20 protein-coding genes and 1 pseudogene are annotated in these 21429 nt (G+C 52.6%); 8 read left to right on the top strand and 13 right to left on the bottom strand.

Annotation, left to right across the window (positions count from 1 at the left end):
* Nucleotides 1-17: 17 nt before the first annotated feature.
* The 11 genes from ABWV33_RS02530 to ABWV33_RS02480 all read right to left on the bottom strand — a co-directional run bounded on the left by ABWV33_RS02530 (nt 18) and on the right by ABWV33_RS02480 (nt 9873).
* Complete coding sequence (locus tag ABWV33_RS02530) at nt 18-887, bottom strand: amidohydrolase family protein (RefSeq protein ID WP_353329004.1); 870 nt, start codon at nt 885-887, stop codon at nt 18-20.
* Nucleotides 884-2023, bottom strand: a complete 1140-nt coding sequence (locus ABWV33_RS02525; RefSeq protein WP_353329003.1) for a mandelate racemase/muconate lactonizing enzyme family protein — start codon at nt 2021-2023, stop codon at nt 884-886. The genes ABWV33_RS02530 and ABWV33_RS02525 overlap by 4 nt, the downstream gene beginning before the upstream one ends.
* Nucleotides 2024-2132: 109 nt before the next feature.
* Nucleotides 2133-2786: a bifunctional 4-hydroxy-2-oxoglutarate aldolase/2-dehydro-3-deoxy-phosphogluconate aldolase gene (gene eda, locus ABWV33_RS02520; protein WP_113825012.1), complete on the bottom strand. Its 654-nt coding sequence runs from the start codon at nt 2784-2786 to the stop codon at nt 2133-2135.
* 322 nt (nt 2787-3108) lie between these two features.
* Nucleotides 3109-3852: a ribonuclease activity regulator RraA gene (locus ABWV33_RS02515; RefSeq protein WP_353329002.1), complete on the bottom strand. Its 744-nt coding sequence runs from the start codon at nt 3850-3852 to the stop codon at nt 3109-3111.
* Between the two features lie 22 nt (nt 3853-3874).
* On the bottom strand, nt 3875-4792 hold the full coding sequence (locus ABWV33_RS02510; protein ID WP_353329001.1) for a sugar kinase: 918 nt from the start codon (nt 4790-4792) through the stop codon (nt 3875-3877).
* A 72-nt stretch (nt 4793-4864) separates the two neighbouring features.
* Entirely contained in the window at nt 4865-5608 is a 744-nt protein-coding gene (locus ABWV33_RS02505) for an SDR family NAD(P)-dependent oxidoreductase (RefSeq protein WP_353329000.1), read from the bottom strand.
* A 54-nt stretch (nt 5609-5662) separates the two neighbouring features.
* Complete coding sequence (locus tag ABWV33_RS02500; RefSeq protein ID WP_353328999.1) at nt 5663-6535, bottom strand: NAD(P)-dependent oxidoreductase; 873 nt, start codon at nt 6533-6535, stop codon at nt 5663-5665.
* Between the two features lie 10 nt (nt 6536-6545).
* A complete protein-coding gene (locus ABWV33_RS02495) occupies nt 6546-6980 on the bottom strand; it encodes a GlcG/HbpS family heme-binding protein (protein WP_353328998.1) in 435 nt (144 codons plus the stop codon).
* 19 nt (nt 6981-6999) lie between these two features.
* On the bottom strand, nt 7000-8286 hold the full coding sequence (locus ABWV33_RS02490) for a TRAP transporter large permease (RefSeq protein WP_353328997.1): 1287 nt from the start codon (nt 8284-8286) through the stop codon (nt 7000-7002).
* A 2-nt stretch (nt 8287-8288) separates the two neighbouring features.
* A complete protein-coding gene (locus ABWV33_RS02485) occupies nt 8289-8822 on the bottom strand; it encodes a TRAP transporter small permease (protein ID WP_353328996.1) in 534 nt (177 codons plus the stop codon).
* Between the two features lie 76 nt (nt 8823-8898).
* Nucleotides 8899-9873 carry a TRAP transporter substrate-binding protein gene (locus ABWV33_RS02480; protein WP_353328995.1) on the bottom strand — a complete coding sequence of 325 codons (975 nt, stop codon included), beginning with the start codon at nt 9871-9873 and terminating at the stop codon, nt 8899-8901.
* A gap of 322 nt (nt 9874-10195) precedes the next feature.
* Here ABWV33_RS02480 and ABWV33_RS02475 point away from each other — a divergent pair, with 322 nt between their 5' ends.
* A complete protein-coding gene (locus tag ABWV33_RS02475; protein WP_113825004.1) occupies nt 10196-10864 on the top strand; it encodes a GntR family transcriptional regulator in 669 nt (222 codons plus the stop codon).
* A gap of 24 nt (nt 10865-10888) precedes the next feature.
* On the opposite strand, the gene ABWV33_RS02470 is transcribed toward ABWV33_RS02475, so the two are convergent.
* Nucleotides 10889-11407, bottom strand: coding sequence for a redoxin domain-containing protein (locus ABWV33_RS02470; protein ID WP_353328994.1), 519 nt, complete (start codon nt 11405-11407; stop codon nt 10889-10891).
* A 712-nt stretch (nt 11408-12119) separates the two neighbouring features.
* On the opposite strand from ABWV33_RS02470, the gene ABWV33_RS02465 reads away from it, so the two are divergent.
* From ABWV33_RS02465 to ABWV33_RS02440, 6 genes are all read left to right on the top strand, one after another.
* The gene (locus ABWV33_RS02465) at nt 12120-13133 is read left to right on the top strand and encodes a hypothetical protein (RefSeq protein ID WP_353328993.1); all 1014 of its coding nucleotides are present in this window, start codon (nt 12120-12122) and stop codon (nt 13131-13133) included.
* Between the two features lie 361 nt (nt 13134-13494).
* Nucleotides 13495-14109, top strand: a complete 615-nt coding sequence (locus tag ABWV33_RS02460) for a hypothetical protein (protein ID WP_353328992.1) — start codon at nt 13495-13497, stop codon at nt 14107-14109.
* 293 nt (nt 14110-14402) lie between these two features.
* The gene (locus tag ABWV33_RS02455) at nt 14403-16298 is read left to right on the top strand and encodes an amidohydrolase (protein ID WP_353328991.1); all 1896 of its coding nucleotides are present in this window, start codon (nt 14403-14405) and stop codon (nt 16296-16298) included.
* Nucleotides 16299-16623: 325 nt separating this feature from the next.
* The gene (locus ABWV33_RS02450; protein ID WP_353328990.1) at nt 16624-17634 is read left to right on the top strand and encodes an alpha/beta hydrolase; all 1011 of its coding nucleotides are present in this window, start codon (nt 16624-16626) and stop codon (nt 17632-17634) included.
* Between the two features lie 685 nt (nt 17635-18319).
* Nucleotides 18320-18964, top strand: a complete 645-nt coding sequence (locus ABWV33_RS02445; protein WP_353328989.1) for a hypothetical protein — start codon at nt 18320-18322, stop codon at nt 18962-18964.
* Nucleotides 18949-19902, top strand: a complete 954-nt coding sequence (locus ABWV33_RS02440; protein WP_353328988.1) for a hypothetical protein — start codon at nt 18949-18951, stop codon at nt 19900-19902. Before ABWV33_RS02445 ends, ABWV33_RS02440 begins: the two co-directional genes overlap by 16 nt.
* A gap of 549 nt (nt 19903-20451) precedes the next feature.
* On the opposite strand, the gene ABWV33_RS02435 is transcribed toward ABWV33_RS02440, so the two are convergent.
* Nucleotides 20452-20550, bottom strand: coding sequence for a hypothetical protein (locus tag ABWV33_RS02435; protein WP_251134543.1), 99 nt, complete (start codon nt 20548-20550; stop codon nt 20452-20454).
* Nucleotides 20551-20698: 148 nt separating this feature from the next.
* Between ABWV33_RS02435 and ABWV33_RS02430 the strand changes: the two are divergent.
* A pseudogene (locus ABWV33_RS02430) lies at nt 20699-20806 on the top strand (GapR family DNA-binding domain-containing protein); the annotation flags it as partial.
* Nucleotides 20807-21429 lie beyond the last annotated feature (623 nt).

Raw genomic sequence — 21429 nt, 5'->3', positions numbered from 1 at the left:
TTTTTGGCAGGCAGCGTTTACGTCGCTACAGGTTGGAAGCCGTAGAGTTCTTCGGCGTTTTCTACGAGAGCGAGGTGACGTGCACGGTCGTCTGGAAACCAGTTTAGAACCGTGTCGAGCAACGCGGCGTCATTGGGGTAATCTGAGGTTTTTGTCGCTGAATTGTGAGGAAAATTCGTCCCCCACACAATGCGCTCGGGGGCATGGGCTGCCATGGCTTTCGAAACTTTGGCTACGTCTGAATAATTGGGTCCACCTTCGATGGAGGACTCATAGCAACCCGCAAACTTGAACCAGCATCTGCCGCCGTCGACAAGGCGCTTGAGTACTGCAACATCAGTTCCACCCGGCGCCACACCCCTTAAGAATTTGCCATGGTGGTCCAGCACCCATCTGGATCTCAGTTGTGCAAGCCTATCAACGTGGTCCGAAATGTCTGAGCCGTCGAACTGAATTGCAATCATCCAGCCCGCGGCAAAAGCACGGGCGTCAACTTCTTCGAGCTGGTTTAGCCCAACCGCGCCCCCAGGCAGATCCACGATACGCGTCCCAACGACCCCTCCATCCTTGAGCATTTCAAGCTCTGCATCGGAGGTTTCACCGTCTATGGCCGCCACACCGCGTGCCGCATCCCTGGTTTCCTTGAGCGCCGCCAGCAAATTCGCATTGTCGGTCTGATGCGCATTTCCCTGCGTGATGACAAACCTATCGATGCCAAGCCAGTCCATGAGTTGGCGGTACTCTTTTAATTCAGGCAGTCCCACTGGCAGATCAGGCCCTCCTGGCAGTGCTGGAAATCCGGAAAGATAGACGTGCAGGTGTGTGTCAATCGTGCCAGCAGGCAACTTGATCTCTGGGGCCAGGCCGGTGAAGCGGCGCTCGATCATTCGGGTTCTCCCATGGCGAACTCTGCCAATGCATCACGATTGATCTCGATACCCAGACCCGGTTTGTTCGGAATAGCGATCACGCCGTTTTCATGTTCAATCGGGTGGGTGATAATCGCCTGCCTGAATGGGTTATGTGTCCGATCAAACTCAAAAATTGGTTCGATGGGGTCGCGCCGTGGTGGGTCTGGTAGCAGAGCCGAAACAAACTGAAGGCTCGCAGCGATTTGTACTGCAGTCCCCCAAACATGTGGAACAACACGCACGCCATGCAGAGCTGCCATATCAACGACACGGCGCATCTCTGAAAAACCGCCAGTTCCGCACAAGTCCGGCTGAGCGATATCGATACAATCGGCTTCAAAAGCCTCTTGGAACCCGAACCTTCCATGCCAAGTTTCACCTCCAGCAACCGGAATAGGTTGGCCAGCACGTACACGGCGATACGCGCCAAGCTGCTCGGGAATGACCGGTTCTTCGAACCAGTCGATATCGAACTCAAAAGCCCGATTACCTAGATTGATGGCTTCCTGAACAGTGTACCCATGATTGGCGTCGATCATAAGCCGGGTATGCGAGCCGATTGCTTCCCGGACCGCCTTGATGACCGCAAGGTCTTCTTCCACTCCGAAGCCAATCTTGATTTTAACCGCGTGGAATCCCGCAGCGACATGGGCTGCGCATTCTTCAGCATTATCCGAAGCGCGATCGACCCCATCGCGCCGAAAAGACCCGGTTGCATAGGCCTTTACGGTTTCCCGAACGCGTCCCCCAAGTAACACCGAAACCGGAACGCCAAAGTGGTGACCCTTGATATCCCACAAGGCGACATCGATCCCTGAAAGCGCCGTCATGGTCAGCCCACGCTGACCTTGGTCCCTAAGGAGATTATAGAGGTTTTGCCAGAGAATTTCGGTGTCCAGCGGATCGCGACCAATCAAATGAGGGGCGTAGGCATTCACAATCGCTGCGTTTGGTCGTGCTGGTCCTAAGCATTCTCCCCAACCCGTCGTACCATCGTCACAGACGATCTCGACCAAAACATGTTGGCGCTGAACAAAGCGCATTGATGCGCTCTCGAAAGCGGTTTCCAGCTTGTAATCGAGCAGATGCGTATGGATTTCGGAAATTTTCATGGTTATGAGATGAAAGCGGACAAGGGGTCGTTAGACACCCAATTTTCGCTTCTCCTGCAGGAAAATTGGGGCAATCCCGACTTGCGGTTGTGGGTCATCGCTTGGTACCTCATGCCCCCTTCCTTAACTGGGCTGCGTCCCGTGCCAGAGCTTCGATACCCGCCCAATCGCCCGCAATAATAAGGTCTTTGGGCGCAACCCAACTGCCTCCGGCGCAAAGCACATTCGCAAGCGCAAGATAAGAACCCGCATTGGACGGGCTTACCCCACCTGTTGGGCAGAACGAAATCTGTGGCAATGGCGCGCCAATGGCCTTGAGAGCAGGTGCTCCGCCCGAGGCCTCAGCCGGAAAGAACTTGAGCATGTCATAACCGCGCGCCAAAAGACGCATCGCCTCGGACGCGGTCGCGGCCCCAGGCAGGAGCGGTAAATTTTCGGCTTCACAAGCAGCCAGAAGTTCATCCGTTGCCCCGGGAGAGACGCCAAAGGAAGCGCCTGCCGCTTTGGCGGCCCGGACATCTTCGGGAGTTATCAGTGTACCAGCGCCCACATGGCCCCCCGTGATATCGCTCATGGCCCGGATAGCCTCAAGAGCGGCAGGGGTGCGCAAAGTGACCTCCAGCGAGGGCAAACCGCCCGCGACAAGCGCTTCCGCCAATGGTCGGGCTGTCGCGACATCTTCAATCACCAAAACCGGTACAATTGGCGCGAGAGTGCAGATTTCTCTGATCCGTTGGCTCGCTTCTATTGGAGGAATAGTCATCTGGGTCTATTTTCCTTTTGGTGCGTGTATCGGTTCCCTGATCCGACGGTAATGCGGAACGATTTTGAAAGGGCGTTTTCTAAGCCAGATGAGGTAGTAAATAGTTTGGTGGTAGTAACCTGGTTGTCAAGCAAACTGGGTCCCGTAGCGTTAAGCGCGTTAACAACTGTCAATCGTGGTGGTCCGATTTGTCTATTAACCCGTTTCTGTCTCAGTTCTTCGTAGTAATTTGTGCCCATGGCGACGATCCTCTTCGCGGGCAAATTTTGAGAGGCATTGAGATAGTCCCTGTATTGGGCAATGCGTGGCTGCGATTCAGACATTAGTCAGAGAGGCCCGCGCACCAGACCTCAAATCGTTCAAGAACGTCTGGGTCAGTTGCAGGATAAAGCCCGATCACAGGGGTGTTTTTTCGCACCTCTTCCAGAACGAAGCGTTCGAACTGTTCCATTGGGCCCGCCTCGGTCGCAATCTCATTGGCAAGGTGACGTGGGATAATCATGACACCATCACCATCGCCCAGAACAATATCGCCGGGATAGACCGCCACGCCACCACACCCGATTGGCAAACCGATATCGACCGCATGATGTTTCGTCAGGTTGGTTGGGGCAGACGCTTTTGCAGCAAAGACTGGCATCTCAAGCGCTGCGGCACCGTCGGCGTCGCGGATGCCACCATCGGTTACAACGCCCGCTGCTCTGCGCATTTCCAGTCGTGTCAAAAGGATAGACCCCGCCGAGGCCGCCGAGGCATCCTGCCGACAATCCATGACAAGTACCGCACCTTTAGGACATGTTTCCACAGCCACGCGCTGCGGGTGATCAGGCTCGCGAAACGCCTCGATCGGATCTGTGTCAGGCCTTGCAGGAATGTAGCGTAGTGTAAAAGCCGGGCCCACTAATGGGGGTTTGCCCTTGTTCAATGGGGCCACGCCTTGAATAAAGGCGTTTTGATACCCGCGTTTGTATAGCAACGTTGCCACGGTCGCTGTACTGACCTCTGACAAGCGATCAAGTGTATCTGGATGCAGTTTGATCATTTCGGCAGGCTGAGGGTTCGGCATGGGCTGGATCCTTCTGCAAAGGTTATTGGCAATTGCCGAGCAGGCTTTGGTCGAGCGGAACAAGTGCGCCTTTGCCCTGCACGGCATGCCCTGCCAATTTGCACGCCAGCGCTATGCTGTCGGGCAAGGGCTTGTCTGTTGCCAACCCTGCCAGAATACCGGCGTTGAAACTGTCACCCGCAGCAGTCGTATCAACAACCGAGGCAAGGGGCGGAACATTGACAGAGCCCTCCTCGTCGCGGGTACGATAGAGGACCGCTTCTGCGCCGTTCTTGACTATGATCGTATCCGCACCGGCATTTGCATATCGTTGCAAAGTGGCAGCCGGGTTCATATCGCTGAACCAACGTGCCTCGTCCTCGAACGATGGCAAGGCGATATCGCAGACGGCGGCCGCCTGCATGATATTCTCAGTCATCTCAGCTGGGCTGGCCCAAAGGTGCGGGCGCAGATTGGGGTCAAAGGCAATCCGTTTTCCGGCGCGCCGCGCCGACCGAGCAGCTTCGAGTAAAGCATCGCGTCCTTCTGGGTCCAAGATTGCCAGAGTAATCCCAGAAAAATAGATCAGATCTGATTGCTTCATGGCGTGCGCAAGTGCTTGCTTGTCTTGGGCTAACAGTCGAGCGGCCGACTGGCCGCGCCAATAGGTAAAACTGCGTTCCCCGTTGTCCAACGTGATAAGGTACAACCCCACTGAACGTTTTGGCACGATCCGCACTTGCTGGGTGTCGACCCCACTTTCGCGCATAACACCGAGCATCCGGGACGAGATGGCATCATCCCCAACGGCCGTGAAATAGGACACCGGCGTTTCAGGTGAAAGCTGGGCCAGATACCAAGCCGTATTGAACGTATCTCCGGCGAACCCCATTTGGTATGTGCTTGGCGCGTCAGTTGGAGCCATTTCGGCCATACATTCACCAATCGCGAGAATTCGCATATTCCGGTTTCCTGTCCTGTGAAGGGTGACGAACAGTAGCGTCCGACAATTACCTGATCCGCACCGCCGCGGTCACGAGAAAAGCATCCCACCATTGATGTCAACGTTGGTCCCGGTCAGGTAAGCCGAGTCCTCGCTTGCTAGAAATGCCACGAGGTTCGCAACATCCTGAGACCGGCCTTGCCGCTTGAGCGGTGCAGCAGCTTCTAACCCGCGACGGCCTGCATCGGGAGTATGGATGTTATGGAAATCCGTGTCGATCATGCCTGGACAGATTGCATTGACACGAATGTCGGGGCCCAGTTCTTTTGCAAGGCTGCGTGTGAAAGTCATAACCCCGCCTTTTGACGTTGCATAAGCCGAGGCACCCGGGCCACCACCGTCGCGACCAGCCTGACTGGCGATGTTTACAATCGCTCCGGACTCCATATGCAACAGCGCCGCTTTGACCATAAGAAAAGTGCTGGTCAAGTTGAGATCCATGACAGCCTGCCAATGCTCAAGCGACATCTCGGTAATTTTCTTGCGCGCGATCAAACCGCCGGCATTGTTAACCAGAATGTTCAGGCCGCCATAGGTATCGACCGTCCGATTGATCAACGCATCGACCTCTTCGGGTTTGTTCAGGTCGCCTTGCATTGCAAACGACTTGCCACCGATCTTTTCTATCTCAGCTACGGTTTCCTCGGCGCCTGCGCTACTGGCGAAGTAGTTCACCGCGACATTGGCCCCTTCGGAGGCGAGCTTGACAGCGCAAGCGCGCCCGATATCGCGGCCGCCACCCGTGACAATTGCGGTCTTTCCCTGAAGTCTCATGGTTGTTCTTTCCCGTTCAATTGGTGCTGCTACGCATGACTGATGGATCCAACGCTAAAGCTTGGCAAAATAGTCGAAGATCTCTGGCACGTTGCCATCGCCCATGCCTGCGTCTGCGGCTGCCTGAAGGTTGTTTGCAGTTCCTTCAGCGATCTCGGCGCGAGTACCCACGTCCTCGGCCAACTTCAGGAAATAACCAAGATCCTTGTTGGCGTTGTTAATCGAAAACCCCAAATCGCTGACACCATCCACCGCGTAGTTCTTACAAAACTGCATAAAGGGGGAATTGGACGGACCAGCTGACATGATATCAAAGAGCTGTTGTTTGTTTACCCCAGAGCGTTCAGCCACTGCAAAGGCTTGGCTCATTGTGCAAGCGGTGGTCATACCCATAAAGTTATTGATGAGCTTGGTCACATGGCCAGCACCCAATTCGCCGAGGTGAAAAACATTTTCCCCCAGTACATCCAGGACAGGTTTCACCTTCTCAAAGGTGTCTGTGTTGCCGGCCGCCATGATGTTCAGCAAGCCATCCTTAGCGTGCGCAGGCGTGCGTCCCAGTGGCGCGTCAATCATACCAGCACCTTTGGCGGCCAAATCAGCACCGATTTTACGCGTAGACGCCGGGATGGAAGTCCCAAAATCAATGACCACAGCACCTTCTTTGATGCCTGCCAGAATGCCATCATCGCTATAGATCAGGCTTTCGACGACGTCCGATGTCGTTACGCACAGCATCACGATATCGCTGTTCTCAGCAAGCTCTCGTGGCGTCGTAACCTCAACAGCACCGCGGTTGACTGTAGCGACGACTGCCTGCTTGTTGCGGCCCATGACAACCAAATCAAAACCGTTGTTTTGCAGGCATTCTGCCATGTTGCCGCCCATAAGGCCGAGGCCGATGAAACCGATGACGGGTTTTGTCATATCTGACTCCTTAAACTCTTCCTAGTTCGACTTCGCAGAGCGCCGAGACCCCTGCCTGCGCGACTTCAAGATCCTGGGCTGGCGAGCCCGAGCTCACTCCGATCCCGCCTACCACCTGACCGTCAAACGACACGGGAAGGCCACCTGCAACGGTCACCATTCGCCCCCCCAACGTTGAGGATATTCCATGTGCGGCCATACCCGGCTGATTGGCTTCTCCAAGAGCGTCCGTACCTTTTTGGATACCGGTTGCAGTGAAGCTCTTGTCGATCGCCAGGTTGATGCTGGTGATCTTGCCGCCGTCCATCCGTTCAAACGCGATGAGGTTGCCGCTTTCGTCTGTGACGGCAATACACATCTGTACGCCGATTTCCTGCGCTTTGGCTCGCGCTCCCGCGATCAACTTGCCCGCATCATCGATGTCCAGGCGCGTTATTGTCAGCATCGCTTCATTCTCCTTTGATTTACGGGCCAATAATCAGGTTCGGCAGTGTCAGTGAAATTGCCGGAACGAAAGTAATCAGCATCAGCGCTGCAAAAATTGCCAAGTAGAAAGGCCAAATCGTTCTGACCGCTTTCTCCATCGGTAGTTTTCCAACAGCACACCCCACAAAGAGACAGGTCCCGACAGGTGGCGTGCAAAGACCAAGTCCGAGGTTCACCAACAGGATCATGCCGAACTGCAGAGGGTCGATGCCCAGCATATTCATCACCGGCATGAAGATCGGCGTACAGATCAGGATCAACGCTGCCATGTCCATGATCATCCCCAACAGCAACAAGACTGCGTTGATCATCAACAGGATCAGGATTGGGTTTTCTGTAATGCCCAAAAGGAATTCGACCGTTTTTGTAGGCACCCGGTTGAACGTCAGCATATAAGCAAAAGCACCGGCACAGGCGATTAGGATCATCACCATGGAAGTTGTGCGCACCGAAGAGACAACTGCGGTTTTGAAGTTCTCCCAGGACAGGCTGCGATAGACAACAAGCGTCACCACAAAGGCATACATCGCTCCAAATGCACCAGATTCAGTCACCGTGAAGACGCCTGACAAGACCCCTCCAACAATGATCACGGCCGTCAACAAACCAGGAATCGAGCCAACAAACGCTATGGCCAGTGCAGTCCAGCCCGGAAACTGTTCAGCCTGATAGCCACGCTTGACCGCCACGACATAGGCGGCAATTGCAAGGCAACAACACATCAGGACACCGGGAACGACGCCAGCCAGGAACAGTTTTGAGATTGAAACTGCACCGCCTGTTGCAAGGGCAAAGATGATCATGTTGTGGCTGGGTGGAATGATAATCCCGGCAATTGATGACGTCACTGTGACGTTTACCGCGTAATCGGCATCATAACCTTTGTCTTTCATCACCGGGATCAGGATCGACCCAAGCGCTGAGATATCAGCAATTGCCGATCCGGAAATGCCCCCAAACAACATAGACGAGAAGACATTGACGATACCAAGACCACCGCGGACCGCGCCCACGGCTGCTTGGGCAAACCGTACCAACCTGATGGCGATACCACCATGAAACATCAGCTCGCCCGCAAAGATGAAGAACGGAATCGCCATCAAGGAAAAGACGTTGATGCCCGACACAATACGCTGAAATCCAACAAACAGTGGCAATCCTTCAAACCAGAAGGCGGACAATGCAGCGATACCAAGGGCGTAGGCCACCGGAGCACCGATGATGACACAAAGGGCAAAAACCCCCAACAGAACCATGAGTCCCATGACTATCCCTGATCTATATTGTCTTGGCGTTCGTCTCGGCCCAGAAACAGGCGGATCAGATGGCCAGTGGAAAAAAGGAACACTAGTGCGCCGCTGATTGTCAGAGGCAAGGAACGCAAGCCCTCTGACCATTGGATGAGCGGGATCAGGGTGTTCCATTTGAATTTGGTCAACTCGATCCCATACCAAAACATCATGCCACCGAAACCAGCCATCAGGACATCAGAGACCACGACGAAAATCCTTCGAACAGAGGGCGGGACTATATTGCGAAACACGACAACAGAGAGGTGCGTGTGATTGTGCACACCCGCGGCCGCACCGAGGAAGGCGATGACCATGACCAGCAGCAGCGAAACCTGCTCGACCCAAGTGGGCGTGTCGTTTAGAACGTAGCGCCCGAATACCAGCCAGGCAAAGATCGCAGTCATAACGACAATGGCGACGCCAGCTAGGAACATGCAAACTCTTGCGAGCAGATCAAGAATCCTGTCCATGTTGCGCATGGCGGCAGGCGGGGTGTCGGGCTCTTGCATTGGGTTTCCTCTGAGACAAAACGCCCGGCATCCAGTTGGTGGAGCCGGGCGCTCAAAGTTGAACTGTTAAGACAACTTATTCAGTGGCTTGCGCCATTTCCACCAACGCTTTCATATCAGGATTGGCAGCTAGGTAATCTGCATAAACTGAGTCCATTGCAGACTGGAATGGGCTCTTGTCTGCGATTTCATTAACCGCAATGCCTGCTGCTTCAACATCTTTCCGTGCCTGCTCAGAGCCAACAGCCCACAGTTCACGCTGGACCAACGCGGCCTCTTCTGCTGCACCACGCACGGCGGCTTGCAACTCAGGAGACAGCGCATTGAATTTAGCAGTATTCACGCAGATACACTCGGGGATGATCAGGTGCTCGGACAATGAATAGTGTGTCGTGACTTCATAGTGGCCGACATTCTTGAACGACGGGAAGTTGTTTTCCGCACCATCAACAACACCAGTTTTCAGAGCTTGCTGAACTTCGGAGAATGCCATTGGCGACGGGTTCCCACCCATAGCAGAAATCATCGATGTATAAAGGTCGTTGTTCATCACGCGGATCTTCAGACCTTCAACGTCTGCAGGCGTGTTGATCGGCTTTTGGCTGTAAAAAGAACGCGCACCGGCATCAAACCATGCCAGTGGCAGAACGCCTGCGTCACCCATCGCTGCTGAAACAACTTCACCGGCCTCGCCGTCCAATACGCGGAACATGTGCGGGACGCTTTTAAAGATGAAAGGAAGCGATACAAGGTTAGCTTCTTTCACCATCGGGCCAATGGGACCGAGGTTGAAGTTACCAACTTCGATTGCGCCGATACGAACCTGTTCAAGGGCATCCGGCTGGGAACCAAGAACGCCACCGTGAAAGACATCAACGGTAACTTCGCCTTCTGTAGCAGCGTCAACCAATTCGGCAAACTTGTCCATCGCAGCCGTGTTAGGATGGCCGTCGTTGTGGATGTTCCAAGCGCGCCAGGTATCGGCAGAAGCTGAAGTTGCAATAAGCGCCACAGCGGTCGCAGTCGCAAAGAGCGATTTCGTGAAAGTCATGGGTTCTCCTCCCCGTTTAATTTTGGACAGGATTTGGCCTTCATGGCGAGTCGGAAATCGTAAGCCATATAGCTTTCGATTTCCCCCAAGAACCAGAATCGCTGTTGTCACCATAGGGACACTAGTATCCAAGTTCTGTCAACTGTGGGCATCTAGTATGTCAGATTGCTTGACACTGGAAAGCTCAGAGCATTTGATAGGTGAAATGCATACATTGGTTCACTCAAGCACATATCAATGGATTGTTACATTGGTTTCAATGCCTTAATGGTGAAACGGCAATTTGAAACCTGACCAAGATAGAGGGCGTAAGCAACATACCGTGGAAGATATTGTCAGACGAACCACGACCGACGCGGTCTATGAAGCGCTACACGACGAGATCGTTTCGCTTGAAATTCTTCCCGGTACGAAGCTGTCCGAAACTGAGGTTGCGGGCCGATTCGGCGTCTCACGCCAACCTGTTCGCAATGCATTCACAAGACTCGGCAACGAAGATCTGCTCGTCATACGACCACAAAAAGCGACCGTAGTTCGCGGGTTTTCGATGGAGCGCGTGGCTCTCGCTCGATTGGTTCGAATGGCGGTGGAGCTGGAGATCATCCATCGAGCAATGGAAGTTTGGGACGCAACACGTGCAGCAAAACTTGCAGAAAATCTCGCCTTACAAGAGCAGGCGATCAGTGACGGTGATCTATCAGCGTTTCACGCACTGGACTATGATTTTCACAAACTGATCTACGTGCTCAGCGGAAATCCGATGGCATTTGAGGTGATGCTTGAATCAAAGCAAAAGGTTGACCGGCTTTGTATGCTCAGTCTTGAAAAGGGCAGTGCCGCAGAATCTATTCTCGCCGATCACCGAGAGATTGCAGAGGCCATGGCGGCAGGCGACAATGAGCAAGCGCAAGTCTCCGTCAGAAAGCACCTGTCCCGCCTCGACGAAACCATCGACTTCATTCACAAAACGCACCCCGGTTACTTCGAGTAACCGGAGCCAAGCAATCTGTTGATTTTAGGCCGTACCTCGTTCCGGACGGTCATTATCAATATTGAATTTCATACCGTCCAGAAGTTCTTCCAAATCGGGACGTGCCGCAGGACCGTTTGAGATATCGACCAGCATCAGCGTCCCGTTCGGACGGATACCAAACGCGCCGGGTTCGGCGAATAGACCTGTCGTTTCTGCATCAGATAGAGGTGATGACACATAAAGACCAAGCGCACGCATTTGCGCTTCGGTCATTCCATAGCTGAGATCGAAATCCCAACCGAATTCAGCTTTGTCAGCCTCAGCTTTCTCTTGGTTGTCCGCGGAAACAACAACCACGTCCATTACATCAACCCAGGATGGCAATGCCGCATTCAACTTGTTCAGGAAACGCTTGCAGCGCGGGCAATGTTTGCCCCGATAGACAAACAGCATTGTCCAACGGTCCTTTTTTTGACCGATCGTAACCTTGTCTTCGGACCCTAGCCTTAAAAAGCTCATTTGCTCGATTTGCGCACCGACATTTGGTTTGGCAGAGGTCATAAGTGGTTCCTTTGTTCTGTAAATAGTGGATTAGCGCAGATGCCTTGGCTCAATTCATGTCACGTCAAGGCTTCGATTGAAACCAAGATCGCGTAATCGGTCGGTGATAGAAGGGAACTCTCAGCCTCAGCTTGCCGCAGTTAACCAGCGATAACCGATACCGACTCGTTGTCACGCTGCGACGTTCAGTGTCGCCGGGCTGCCAATGCCACAACTGGTGTTGGCGCAACCAGCTAAGCTGCATCCACTCCAACGCGCCCTGATCAGCTTTAGCCCCTAGGAGTTCTTTACAATCGAGACCGAACTGATCGAACGACTGGTCTGGTGAAACCACCGCGTCACCGATAGCACGTCGCCACAAGCGCGAAGAAAACCTGTTTAAGCAATAGCTGCAACCGCACAAGCCCGCTTCGTCCGCTCAGCCAACCTTCGTTGGATCCTGCTGCGAAGGCTGATGCCAGCCCTAAGCGGACATGTCTGTCCTGCACCTCGGGCGGATTACGGACCTTCGCTGAAGGTTGTACCAAGGTTAGCTATGCGGACAAACCGGACTTTTGGTTCCATCAAAGCAAGGTCCGACTTCCTGCCACCTAAGGTAGTTAGATCCACAATAACTCCTTGCTTCTGTGCCAACAATTTTTGAGGATGGTTACATCTGCTAGCCAAGGAAAAGACATTGTTAATTAGAATATTTTTTTGCTTGAGTGCTCTAGTGTTGACGGCAATCCACCCTCTCCATCTGGAGGCTCGGGGCATTTCTGGACAAGAGCAGCCTTCCTTTATTGAAGCGGTACAATTGTGGTTGGATGGCAGCGACCTGGAGGCGTTGGAAGCCTTGTCGAGTTTGGCTAAGTCCGGGAACACCGCTGCTCAAATTTTGTTGGCCCAAATCGCTTCAAGAGGTCATATGCTCGTTCACGTAACCTCCGACCTTCCTCGAAAAGACAGAATTTCTCTTTTGCGTATCCCCAAGGGCCTGTCTGGAAAGTCTTGGCTTACAGAAGCCCAGAACAATGAACCTCTGGCGACGGCTATACTGCAATCTGGAAAGATTGGAGAAAAAGCACCGGCAATTGCCGCACTGATTGAATACGGGGAACCGACTGCTGCACTGGTTGCGGCTCGGTCCATGCTTGTTCAAGGAGAGTCTGCTGAGCTTTTGGAAGTATTGGAAGGCTTTGACGGGAAACTACCTGAAGAGGCCAGCGTCCTATTATTGTGGGCATTGTACCAGAGCGAAAATTCCGACAAAGGACGTTATGTCGGGTCCGCCCGTGTTGGCACATTGGTTCTCAGTGATGAGTCGCTCCAAAAGTATGAGCTTGCTTGGGCTGCAGCGAGCCCTCGTGCGCTGGTAGATGACTCTGATTTGCGGGCGAACGTCATTCGCTTATCTGATGACGTGAGATCATGGTCACCGATCAAAAACTTCTGTGAGGCAAACTGTTCGAATAGCCGGCAAAGTTGTACAGCAGTCGGGGCAAGCGCCTTATTCGCCGCAGGACCATTTTACATGCGAAGCCCCGAAGAAAGCTTGACCCCAAACAATGTTTATTGGTCAAGCCCAAGGGTGGAGGCAGACTTAGTGCGGCAAATCAACGACGTTAAATCTTGGCACAATTGGGTTGATTTTACGAAAATTAACGCATGCTTTTTCGAGAACGTGCAAGCTGCACAGGCAAGGCACGGACACGGACACGGACACGGACACGGACACGCAAAATAAATGCATCTTAGTTCCTTCGGAAGCGATCTCATCTCGGCAGTTACATACGTACATCGCGCCCTTCGAAGACCGGACATTCGTGCACGGTGCAGCATCGGTCATTATGGGCTCTAAGCAGACTTGCGGCAGTACTGCGTGTGGTTGTCGCCCAGATCACGCCGTCGCCAGCCTAGGTAACCAAGTAGGGTGACTGGAGTCAGCCCGAAGCGGTCATGACTGTCAGTCTTGGCTTATGACCGCTCCGCGGGACAAAACCGACATAGACCCAATGTCTGCTTCACTCTATTCTAGAGTTTAAATGCATAGCTCGACGACCGCGTATACCCGACGCAGGCTTCGCGTCGAAATAGGATGGGTGGCAATGTCAGTATTTGGAAGGCTACTTGTCGCCTTGGTCTTGATGAGTTGCAGCAAAGCTGCTGCCGAAACGGAGCTTGATCAGTTTTTTCCATCGAATCCAATACACAAAGACGACCGTTTAAGTGGAGATTTCGAGGCGATTATCGAGGACCGCAGTGTCAAGTTGACTGAAGTTTCCGGCTCCTTTGCCACAATCAGATTGTTTGATGTTCAGAGCTACGAAACCGATCCAGGACGTCTTGCCTGGCCGTACGGGAAGCAACTTTCGACTCGATACAATGTGACTTGGTTTGCCCGAGAACAGGTCTTGGACCAGGCAATTGAAGAGCTAAATGCCAAACTTCGAGAACTCCGCATTTCATGGAGGGATCGCAGAACGCTCAGTCCTAACGAACTGCAAGGCAAATCAAACATATTGGAGAATTGGCTTTCCGAAATTAGTTCTGGGGGCCATGGTTCATTTGCTCGGCAAAACCACACTGCGCGATATCTGACTGATGATCATCATCTCTTAATCTCTGCCCGGATCAACACCGTCATGGAGTTTCCTGTGCGAGCGGGTGATATGCCTTTGCTTGCACATGCAATGTACCGACATGCCTTGACCTGCAGTTAAAGATGACCACGTCGCTACCAAAGTCCCTAAAGGCGCGGCATAGTTTGCAGTCATTCGCCGCACCTTGACGAATTGGCACAATCGGGCTCCCTACTGCCGTTTGCCGCACAAGATGCGGATGGCTGCAGGCAGCCCAAAGCAGACGTTACGCGCAGACCTGAGCAGCGACAGTTAGCCAGACTAAGCGAACGATCACAATGAAGTAATTTCAGCATACAAACCTTTTCGAAAATCTTTTGGCCGCCACCACGTTTCTCCGGCATAGTGAAAAAATAGACTTCAGGAGGTCAGAAATGCCCAGGATTAACCGACGTAGATTTCTTAGAGCATGGCTTGCCGGAGCAACGGCCTTAACGCCACTCAGCGCTGCGTTTGGACAGTCCGGTTCGCTTTCTGAATTGGGAACAGCAATCGTACCACTTCCTGAGGTGACGGTGTACACCGCCAGAGAAATAGTGACGCTTGATCCAGCAAAGCCCTCAGCTGAAGCCGTCGCCGTCGTAAATGGCCGCATCCTTTTGGTTGGTAGTCTTGAAGACGTTCAAGGCATCCTGAAAGGGCAGCGCCATAAAGTCGATACAACATTTTCCAACCACGTCATTGTGCCTGGTTTTATCGCCCAACACGATCACCCGCTCTTGGCGGCTCTCACGATGTCTTCGGAGATCCTTTCGATTGAAGATTGGGTATTGCCCACGGGCACGGTGCCGGCCGTAAAGGACAAAAAGGACTTCACCGACCGGCTAACAAAGGCAGTCGAGCAACGTACCGACCCATCTGAACCAGTGGTTTCATGGGGGTATCACCCTGCATTTTATGGTCCGCTTACGCGGGATGATCTTGACGAAATAAGCTCGACCCAACCGATTCTAGTTTGGGCGAGGTCGTGTCATGAGATGATACTGAACACTGCAGCACTAGATATGGGGAATGTCACTCAGGACGTCATTGACGAGTTTGCAGACACGGAGCAGGCACAGTCCAGACTATTGGAGGGGCGTTTTTGGGAACAGGGACTGTTTGCAGTGTTGCCCTTCATCGCTTCAATTGCTGCAACCCCAGAGCGATTGCAGTCCGGTTTGGAACTGACTCGTGACTACATGCACGGCAAAGGCATTACGTTTGGAAACGAACCCGGCGGCATTCTGGCCAAGCCGGTTCAGGACGGCATCAACGCGGTTATGTCCAGCCCTGACATGCCCTTCCGTTGGTCTTTCATGCCAGACGCTAAAACCCTGGTCGACACATACGCCGATGATGATCAGGTAATCGCCGAGACCGAAAAGCTCGAAAGCTGGTATGGGGGCATGACCAGCCTTGCGCCCAAGCAAGCCAAGCTGTTCGCCGACGGGGCAATCTATTCGTTGCTCATGCAGGTACGTGATCCATATCTGGATGGCCATACGGGCGAATGGATGATGGACAAGAGCCTGTTTGAAAGAGCATTCCGCATTTATTGGGATGCAGGTTACCAAATTCATGTGCACGTGAACGGAGACGCTGGACTTGATCGCGTTCTGGACGCACTCGAAATGAATCTGAGACGCAGCCCGCGCTATGACCATCGGACCGTTCTGGTTCATTTCGCGGTTAGCGCAGAAGAACAGGTGCAGAGAATTTCGGACCTTGGCGCCATCGTCAGTGGCAATCCTTACTACGTCACTGCTCTTTCAGATCAATACTCTACTGTCGGCCTCGGGCCGAAAAGAGCGGATGCGATGGTACGTCTAGGCGATGTATCCAAGGCAGGAATCCCCTGGTCGCTGCATTCCGATATGCCAATGGCGCCGGCCGATCCGCTTTTCCTGATGTGGTGTGCCGTAAACAGGGTGACTTCTTCAGGTCGTGTCGCGGGGCCGGATCAACGGGTCGGTGCAGAGGAAGCTCTTCGAGGTGTCACGATCGAAGCCGCCTATTCATTGAAACGTGAAGATGAGATCGGAAGCATCGAACCGGGGAAACGAGCAAACTTTACCATTCTCGAAGACAACCCTATTGCGGTGGATCCAATGAAAATCAGGGACGTCAAAGTCTGGGGAACCGTGATGGAAGGGCGGGTTTTTCCAGTTGAACAGGCAGAAAGAAAAGCGGCGTTGATGCCTCCGGTCGGGGGAGTTGGCAACATAGACGCTGACTTTGCACGAGCAACACTTAAGCATGCTCTCAAAGTTGTTCACACACATCTTTAACTCTCGTTTCTTACGCTGTGAGTTGTAGAAAAAGGTAGTCCGGTATGGGGCTCTGAGCCGTCACTCAGCCCGAATTGCGCGAACACAGTTTCTGAGAGCCGAATGTCGGCGCAGTGGATCAGGCCACTGAAAACGCCAGATCATCTCCATTTTTCCATTGTCTGCTTTCGGGATTGGATCGCAGCTCAACCCGCTGCATCGCGGCAAGTTCGCTCTGAACCCAAAGCTGTCTTCAAGTTCACTCTATTGTAGAATTAGCTCTAAGCTATAGTTTTTGTTTCAAAGTAGCTTACACTTTTGGATACATGCCAACCTTGGAGCTCGTATGAAATTGCTGAACCCCATAATTGCCCTTTTGGCAACCACAGTCATCGCCGCTAACATGGCTTCTGCAGAAGGAGAGTTCGGTTACAACGTCGAACTGGATGTTGCCTACGGCAAAGGGGTTGTAAGATCAGACCGCGGGCTGGTCGAACGTGATCTGTTGCTGGATGTTTATACCCCATCGACGAACAATGCAGATTACACAAAAACTGACGCTGTCGCGGAAACGCTCAGGCCCGCAGTTATTTTGGTATACGGAGGCGGGTTTCAACGCGGTGGACGGCGTCAGGCTCCTTATACCGAGTTTGACGCAATACATAGCCGAATGGAGGATTACGCGCGCCTGCTCACGCCCCTCGGCTACGTTACTTTTGTGATCGAATATCGTTTGGCCCCTGAATTGCCGGAACCAACTATGGCCCTGGATGTTGACTGGGTTCTGACTATGGAGGAAGACCTAACAGATGCGGGAATGCGACGTGTCAATTTTGCACGCGAGGCACTGGGTCTGGGCCCGCTTGAAGGGGACGAAGGCAAAACCGTCGTGTGGAAAACAATTCTTTCCGCAGCGGAAGATTTGGAAAAGGCGGTCGACTTTGTACGTGCGTCGTCGGAACAGTTCGGCGTTGATCCGGCAAGAATTGCACTTGGCGGCCATTCCGCCGGAGCGGCAACTGTCATTAACGCGGCACACGGCCTTGATGTGCCGGTTGCAGCCATCTTCCCGCTCTCCCCGCCTTTATCGGCCATTGACCTGTCAAAGACAATTACATCTGCAGATGAAACCCCCACCTTTCATGTCGTGTCGCAATACGACGAACCTGCGGTTCTGGAGAAGGCTCCGGGTTTCACGCAAGCAATGCGCAGTGCTGGCGCGGATTACGAGCTTGTCTGGGTCCCCGGTTTCCCACACTTCTACCCGTACAACTCACCTTCTCTGAGTGATGACGGAACACGACAAGCCTTGAGTGAACGTCTGATTGACTTTCTAGAAGAGCAACTGATGAAGTAACCACGATGCACGGAATGCGTCTGTCTGCTTTGCCCCGCAAGTGAGACGTCTGTCGCGAGTGCGGCGAACGACCGGTTTGGGTTTTGGCGATTTTGACCATGTTGAATGACCGTTTTAGGGAAAACGCGCTGCATTGCCGCGAACCATTTGGCAGCTTGGGCGAAGAGGGGTTGATGTATTCGCTGCATCAGCATCAGGCGCCTTCGCCCGCGCAGCCGACCTTCGTTCGATTTTGCCACGAAGGGCGCTCCCAGCCAAAACCAGACAAAACACCGTTGCTGCAAGGGGCAAAAGCGGACATCCACTAAAAGATTGTGGCATGACCGGAATGCGGGCAAACAAGCTTTCTCTGCGGGTGCGACAAGGCCTGCTCTAGAAGGCTCAAAGCACGTCAAGAACGGTCGCTGTAGTTTGCTTTTTCCTCTGTTAGAGGAAAAAATTGACCTCCATTTTTTCGGTAAAGCTTGGCTCTGCAGGGTTTTTTGGGCGATAGTGTAGTTTCCAGTGTCCTCCGTAAGTAAAGAGAAATTTGGGTTTTCAAGGCTCTGAACAAGCAGATCAGGCATCGCCGCTTTGAACGCAGGGTTGCATACCATCAGGTCAACACAAACTGCGCGCGCATAATAATCGTGATATACTAAAACATAGATTTTAGCGAATCGGAATTTTTATATTTTATTTTCAATTGACTGCGCGCGCAATTTCTTTTTGCATTTTGTTTGTTTTTCCAAATTCTTCCATTGCAGAAGGCTTCGACCCATGTCCGCGCTTACAGGGTGCCGATGACGCCTCTCCTGGAACTTTCCGTCTTGCTTGGGACTGGTTTGCCAGTGATCAAATCGAAGCGTATGTCGCCTACAGCGATCAGGAATTCTTCTTCACTATTAAAGCTGGGCGCTTTGTGAATGTTCGATGTGATGATCAGCAATTTGAAGAACAGGAAATGTACCCTTTAGGATTAATGGTTCGGCCTATAGCCTATGTGAGCTTGCCAGTTTTTGAGAAAGCACGCGAAGATCGGGCAATCCTAGTAATCACAGAATACGGACACCGCAAACTAATCAAAGAAAGTGACATCGCACCTGTCGTGCAACACGCCGTATACTTGTTCGCAGATGCTCCTGGAAACGCCGGTGTTTGTCGTACGGAAGATGATTGCCCCGGCAATTCGATGGATCTTTGCAAGCCGCGTATACAGTGTCGATACGTTGTTTCAGCGCGCTTTGGGTATGCAATTGCCGCAGAAAAAATCCACGCGCGCGCGCAGCAATCGCTGCCTATCTGTCGATCAAGAATCCGCAATCGGATACAGATGTGCCTGATTTCTTGATCGATCGAGAACAGGTTTTGCGAATACAGCAGCTTGAGGAGGTCGCCTGCCAGCCGTTTTCGGTCAAAGCGTATACGGCAGGCGGAAAGCTACACCAACCCCGCGACAGCTACTTTTCGCTCTGTGGGGAGCGACGGGCTGCGGGCGCCAAGGCAAACGCGATCCGACCAATCAAGATAGTCTCCAAGGCGGCGGCCAAGCGCGCTTTTACTTGGCATTTAGACGGCTCATTTCATCGCCGTTTCAATGTCCCGGAGAGTGGTCAGGATACAACGCTAGGTCGAGCTTTGATAAACTACCGCATAACATCGTCCAAAGAATGCGGTGTTGAACTTAGCGATGTGGCAGAAGGGGCCATTTCAGGTGGATTGAAGGCAAATTTTTCCGCAGGCTTTTTAGAACTCGAGGCGAGTGCTGAAACAAGCATAACTACGAAAATTACGCGCACATTAAGCGCCGATGATTACCTACTGATGTCTACATATATGATGGACCCAATAATGAATGCGCCGGAGGTTGACCGCAAAGATGATTCTGATCTTTGGTTCTTCCGTGTCCTGTTTCGCTCTAAATGCGAAGATGGCACTCCGAAATCCGCAACCTCGATCATAATCCACTATAACCGACTTGATGGACAGGTCCTCGAGGTGCGCGTCAGTGACGATCTTCGCGTGAGTTATTTGGATGCTTGGGCCGAATATGGCTATAAACCAGATAATAGCGCAAACGCTCTACGCGAGGGACACTTCTGGATTGTGCCTGATCTAGATGGTTATTTCATCTGGCGCGACACCCTGCGCAACTTCATCGAAGTTGATAATACTGTCACGAGCAGATTATTGGGTCGACACCCAAAAAATCAGCGCGCGCATGTGCGTGATTTTTTTGTGCACTTGATGCTTGCAGCAGCGTTCAATCATCGCAACCCATCACCTTGAGGTCAATTAATGCTGACATTTAAGTTAATTGTGTTCTACTTGAGCATGGCGTTTTCCGGAATTGAAAATCCACCTTTACAATCAGGGTGCCATTACGCAGCAGCGACCAGTTGTTGCACACTTTCCAACGGAGTACGCTGTTGCGGATTCTCAACTCGGCCTGGAGGAGCAATCAGCGGATGCGCATGCAGCGGTAGTAGTTAAAGGTGAGCGCGATTTTACCCATTAAACTCGGCTGCTTTACACTTCCTAGAGAGCTAGCAATGTTACGACCAAGTCGCGCCTGATGCAATCTTCGTCTTATTCTGGTTACAATCCAGCTGCCTCCAAAAGATCTATTCCGCGCTATGAGGCGGGGTACAGCGATAGAACGGTTTGTGATATCGGCAAGAACGCCTGGCCAATATTTGGGGGAGTGTTTGTAAGTTCCCTAGCTCTCAGAATGCTAGCCCATTGGTTAGCTTCGAACTAAGAAGGGGTTGACCCAAACCATAGCGAACTTTGCCAAGCGATCTGAAAACGCATCACGTGAATGAGCTGAGGATAGTGCTATTGCAGGGTTCGGAACAGATTGGTGATCTCGCCGTTGTAATCATTGGCGATCTCAGGAACCGGCTTCCACGTTCGACGCAGAAATACACCGCCCATCCCAATGAATGGCTCGATGTATGACTTGTGACTGACCGCCTCGATCCGCTCGATGATCCGTGCGCTATGCCTTTTTGCCGCCCCGCGACGAGGGGGACGGAGCTGCGGGTATAACTGTCTTCATTTCCATTGATCTACCAATTGTTAGGACACCAAGGTGATCCGCAAAGTAATAGCCCTGCGCAAGCGCGACAAAGGCGACATCGCTGAGGAAGAGGCTGTGTTGGAAATGTATAAAGAAGCGTTGGGGATGTGAGTAATGAACATTAACCAATACCTGATCAAACAAGGCAAAGATCGATGATCGTTTTCCCAATTTCCGTCAGCTAAAAAACCGCCGCCAAGACGCTGGATCTGCCGATCCAAAGTTTTCGTTCGTTAGTCTTAGAAGGGATACCCCCCCGAGGTCCCGCAAGATCGGAACGCACGAACGTTGGGACGCGGATGAATTGCGCGCCTCTATTCGCGGGCAAATGGTGAACGGCTACTAGGACGTCATATGGCAACGAAAAAGTTCACGACTGCCAAAATTATCAAAGGGCGTAAACATCAGTGTTTTCGCAAAGGTGGGCGTTATGTGCGCCTATCCGGTGATCCCAACAGAGAAGAATTTGCCCGAGAGTATTGGAGGCTAATGCGAGGCGGTGGGTCCCTGTCATCCAGAAATACCTCTGAAAAGTTAATCATCCGCTACAAACAAACCCCCTAATGGGCACGCTAAGCCCCTCGAACAAAATCCGATTATTCAGAGGCCCTAGAATATCTATCTGACACAATTGGAACACTCGAACCGGCAAAAATGCGACGACCCTCAGTGATCAAGGCCCAAGTGGCGAACCATCATCGGGGACGTTTCACCAACTGCATTCACCACATGCT

The sequence above is a fragment of the Phaeobacter sp. NW0010-22 genome (assembly GCF_040365955.1).
Lineage (GTDB): Bacteria > Pseudomonadota > Alphaproteobacteria > Rhodobacterales > Rhodobacteraceae > OMPR01.
Note: the sequence above shows the minus strand (reverse complement) of the source record. Positions and strands in the feature narration are given on the sequence as shown.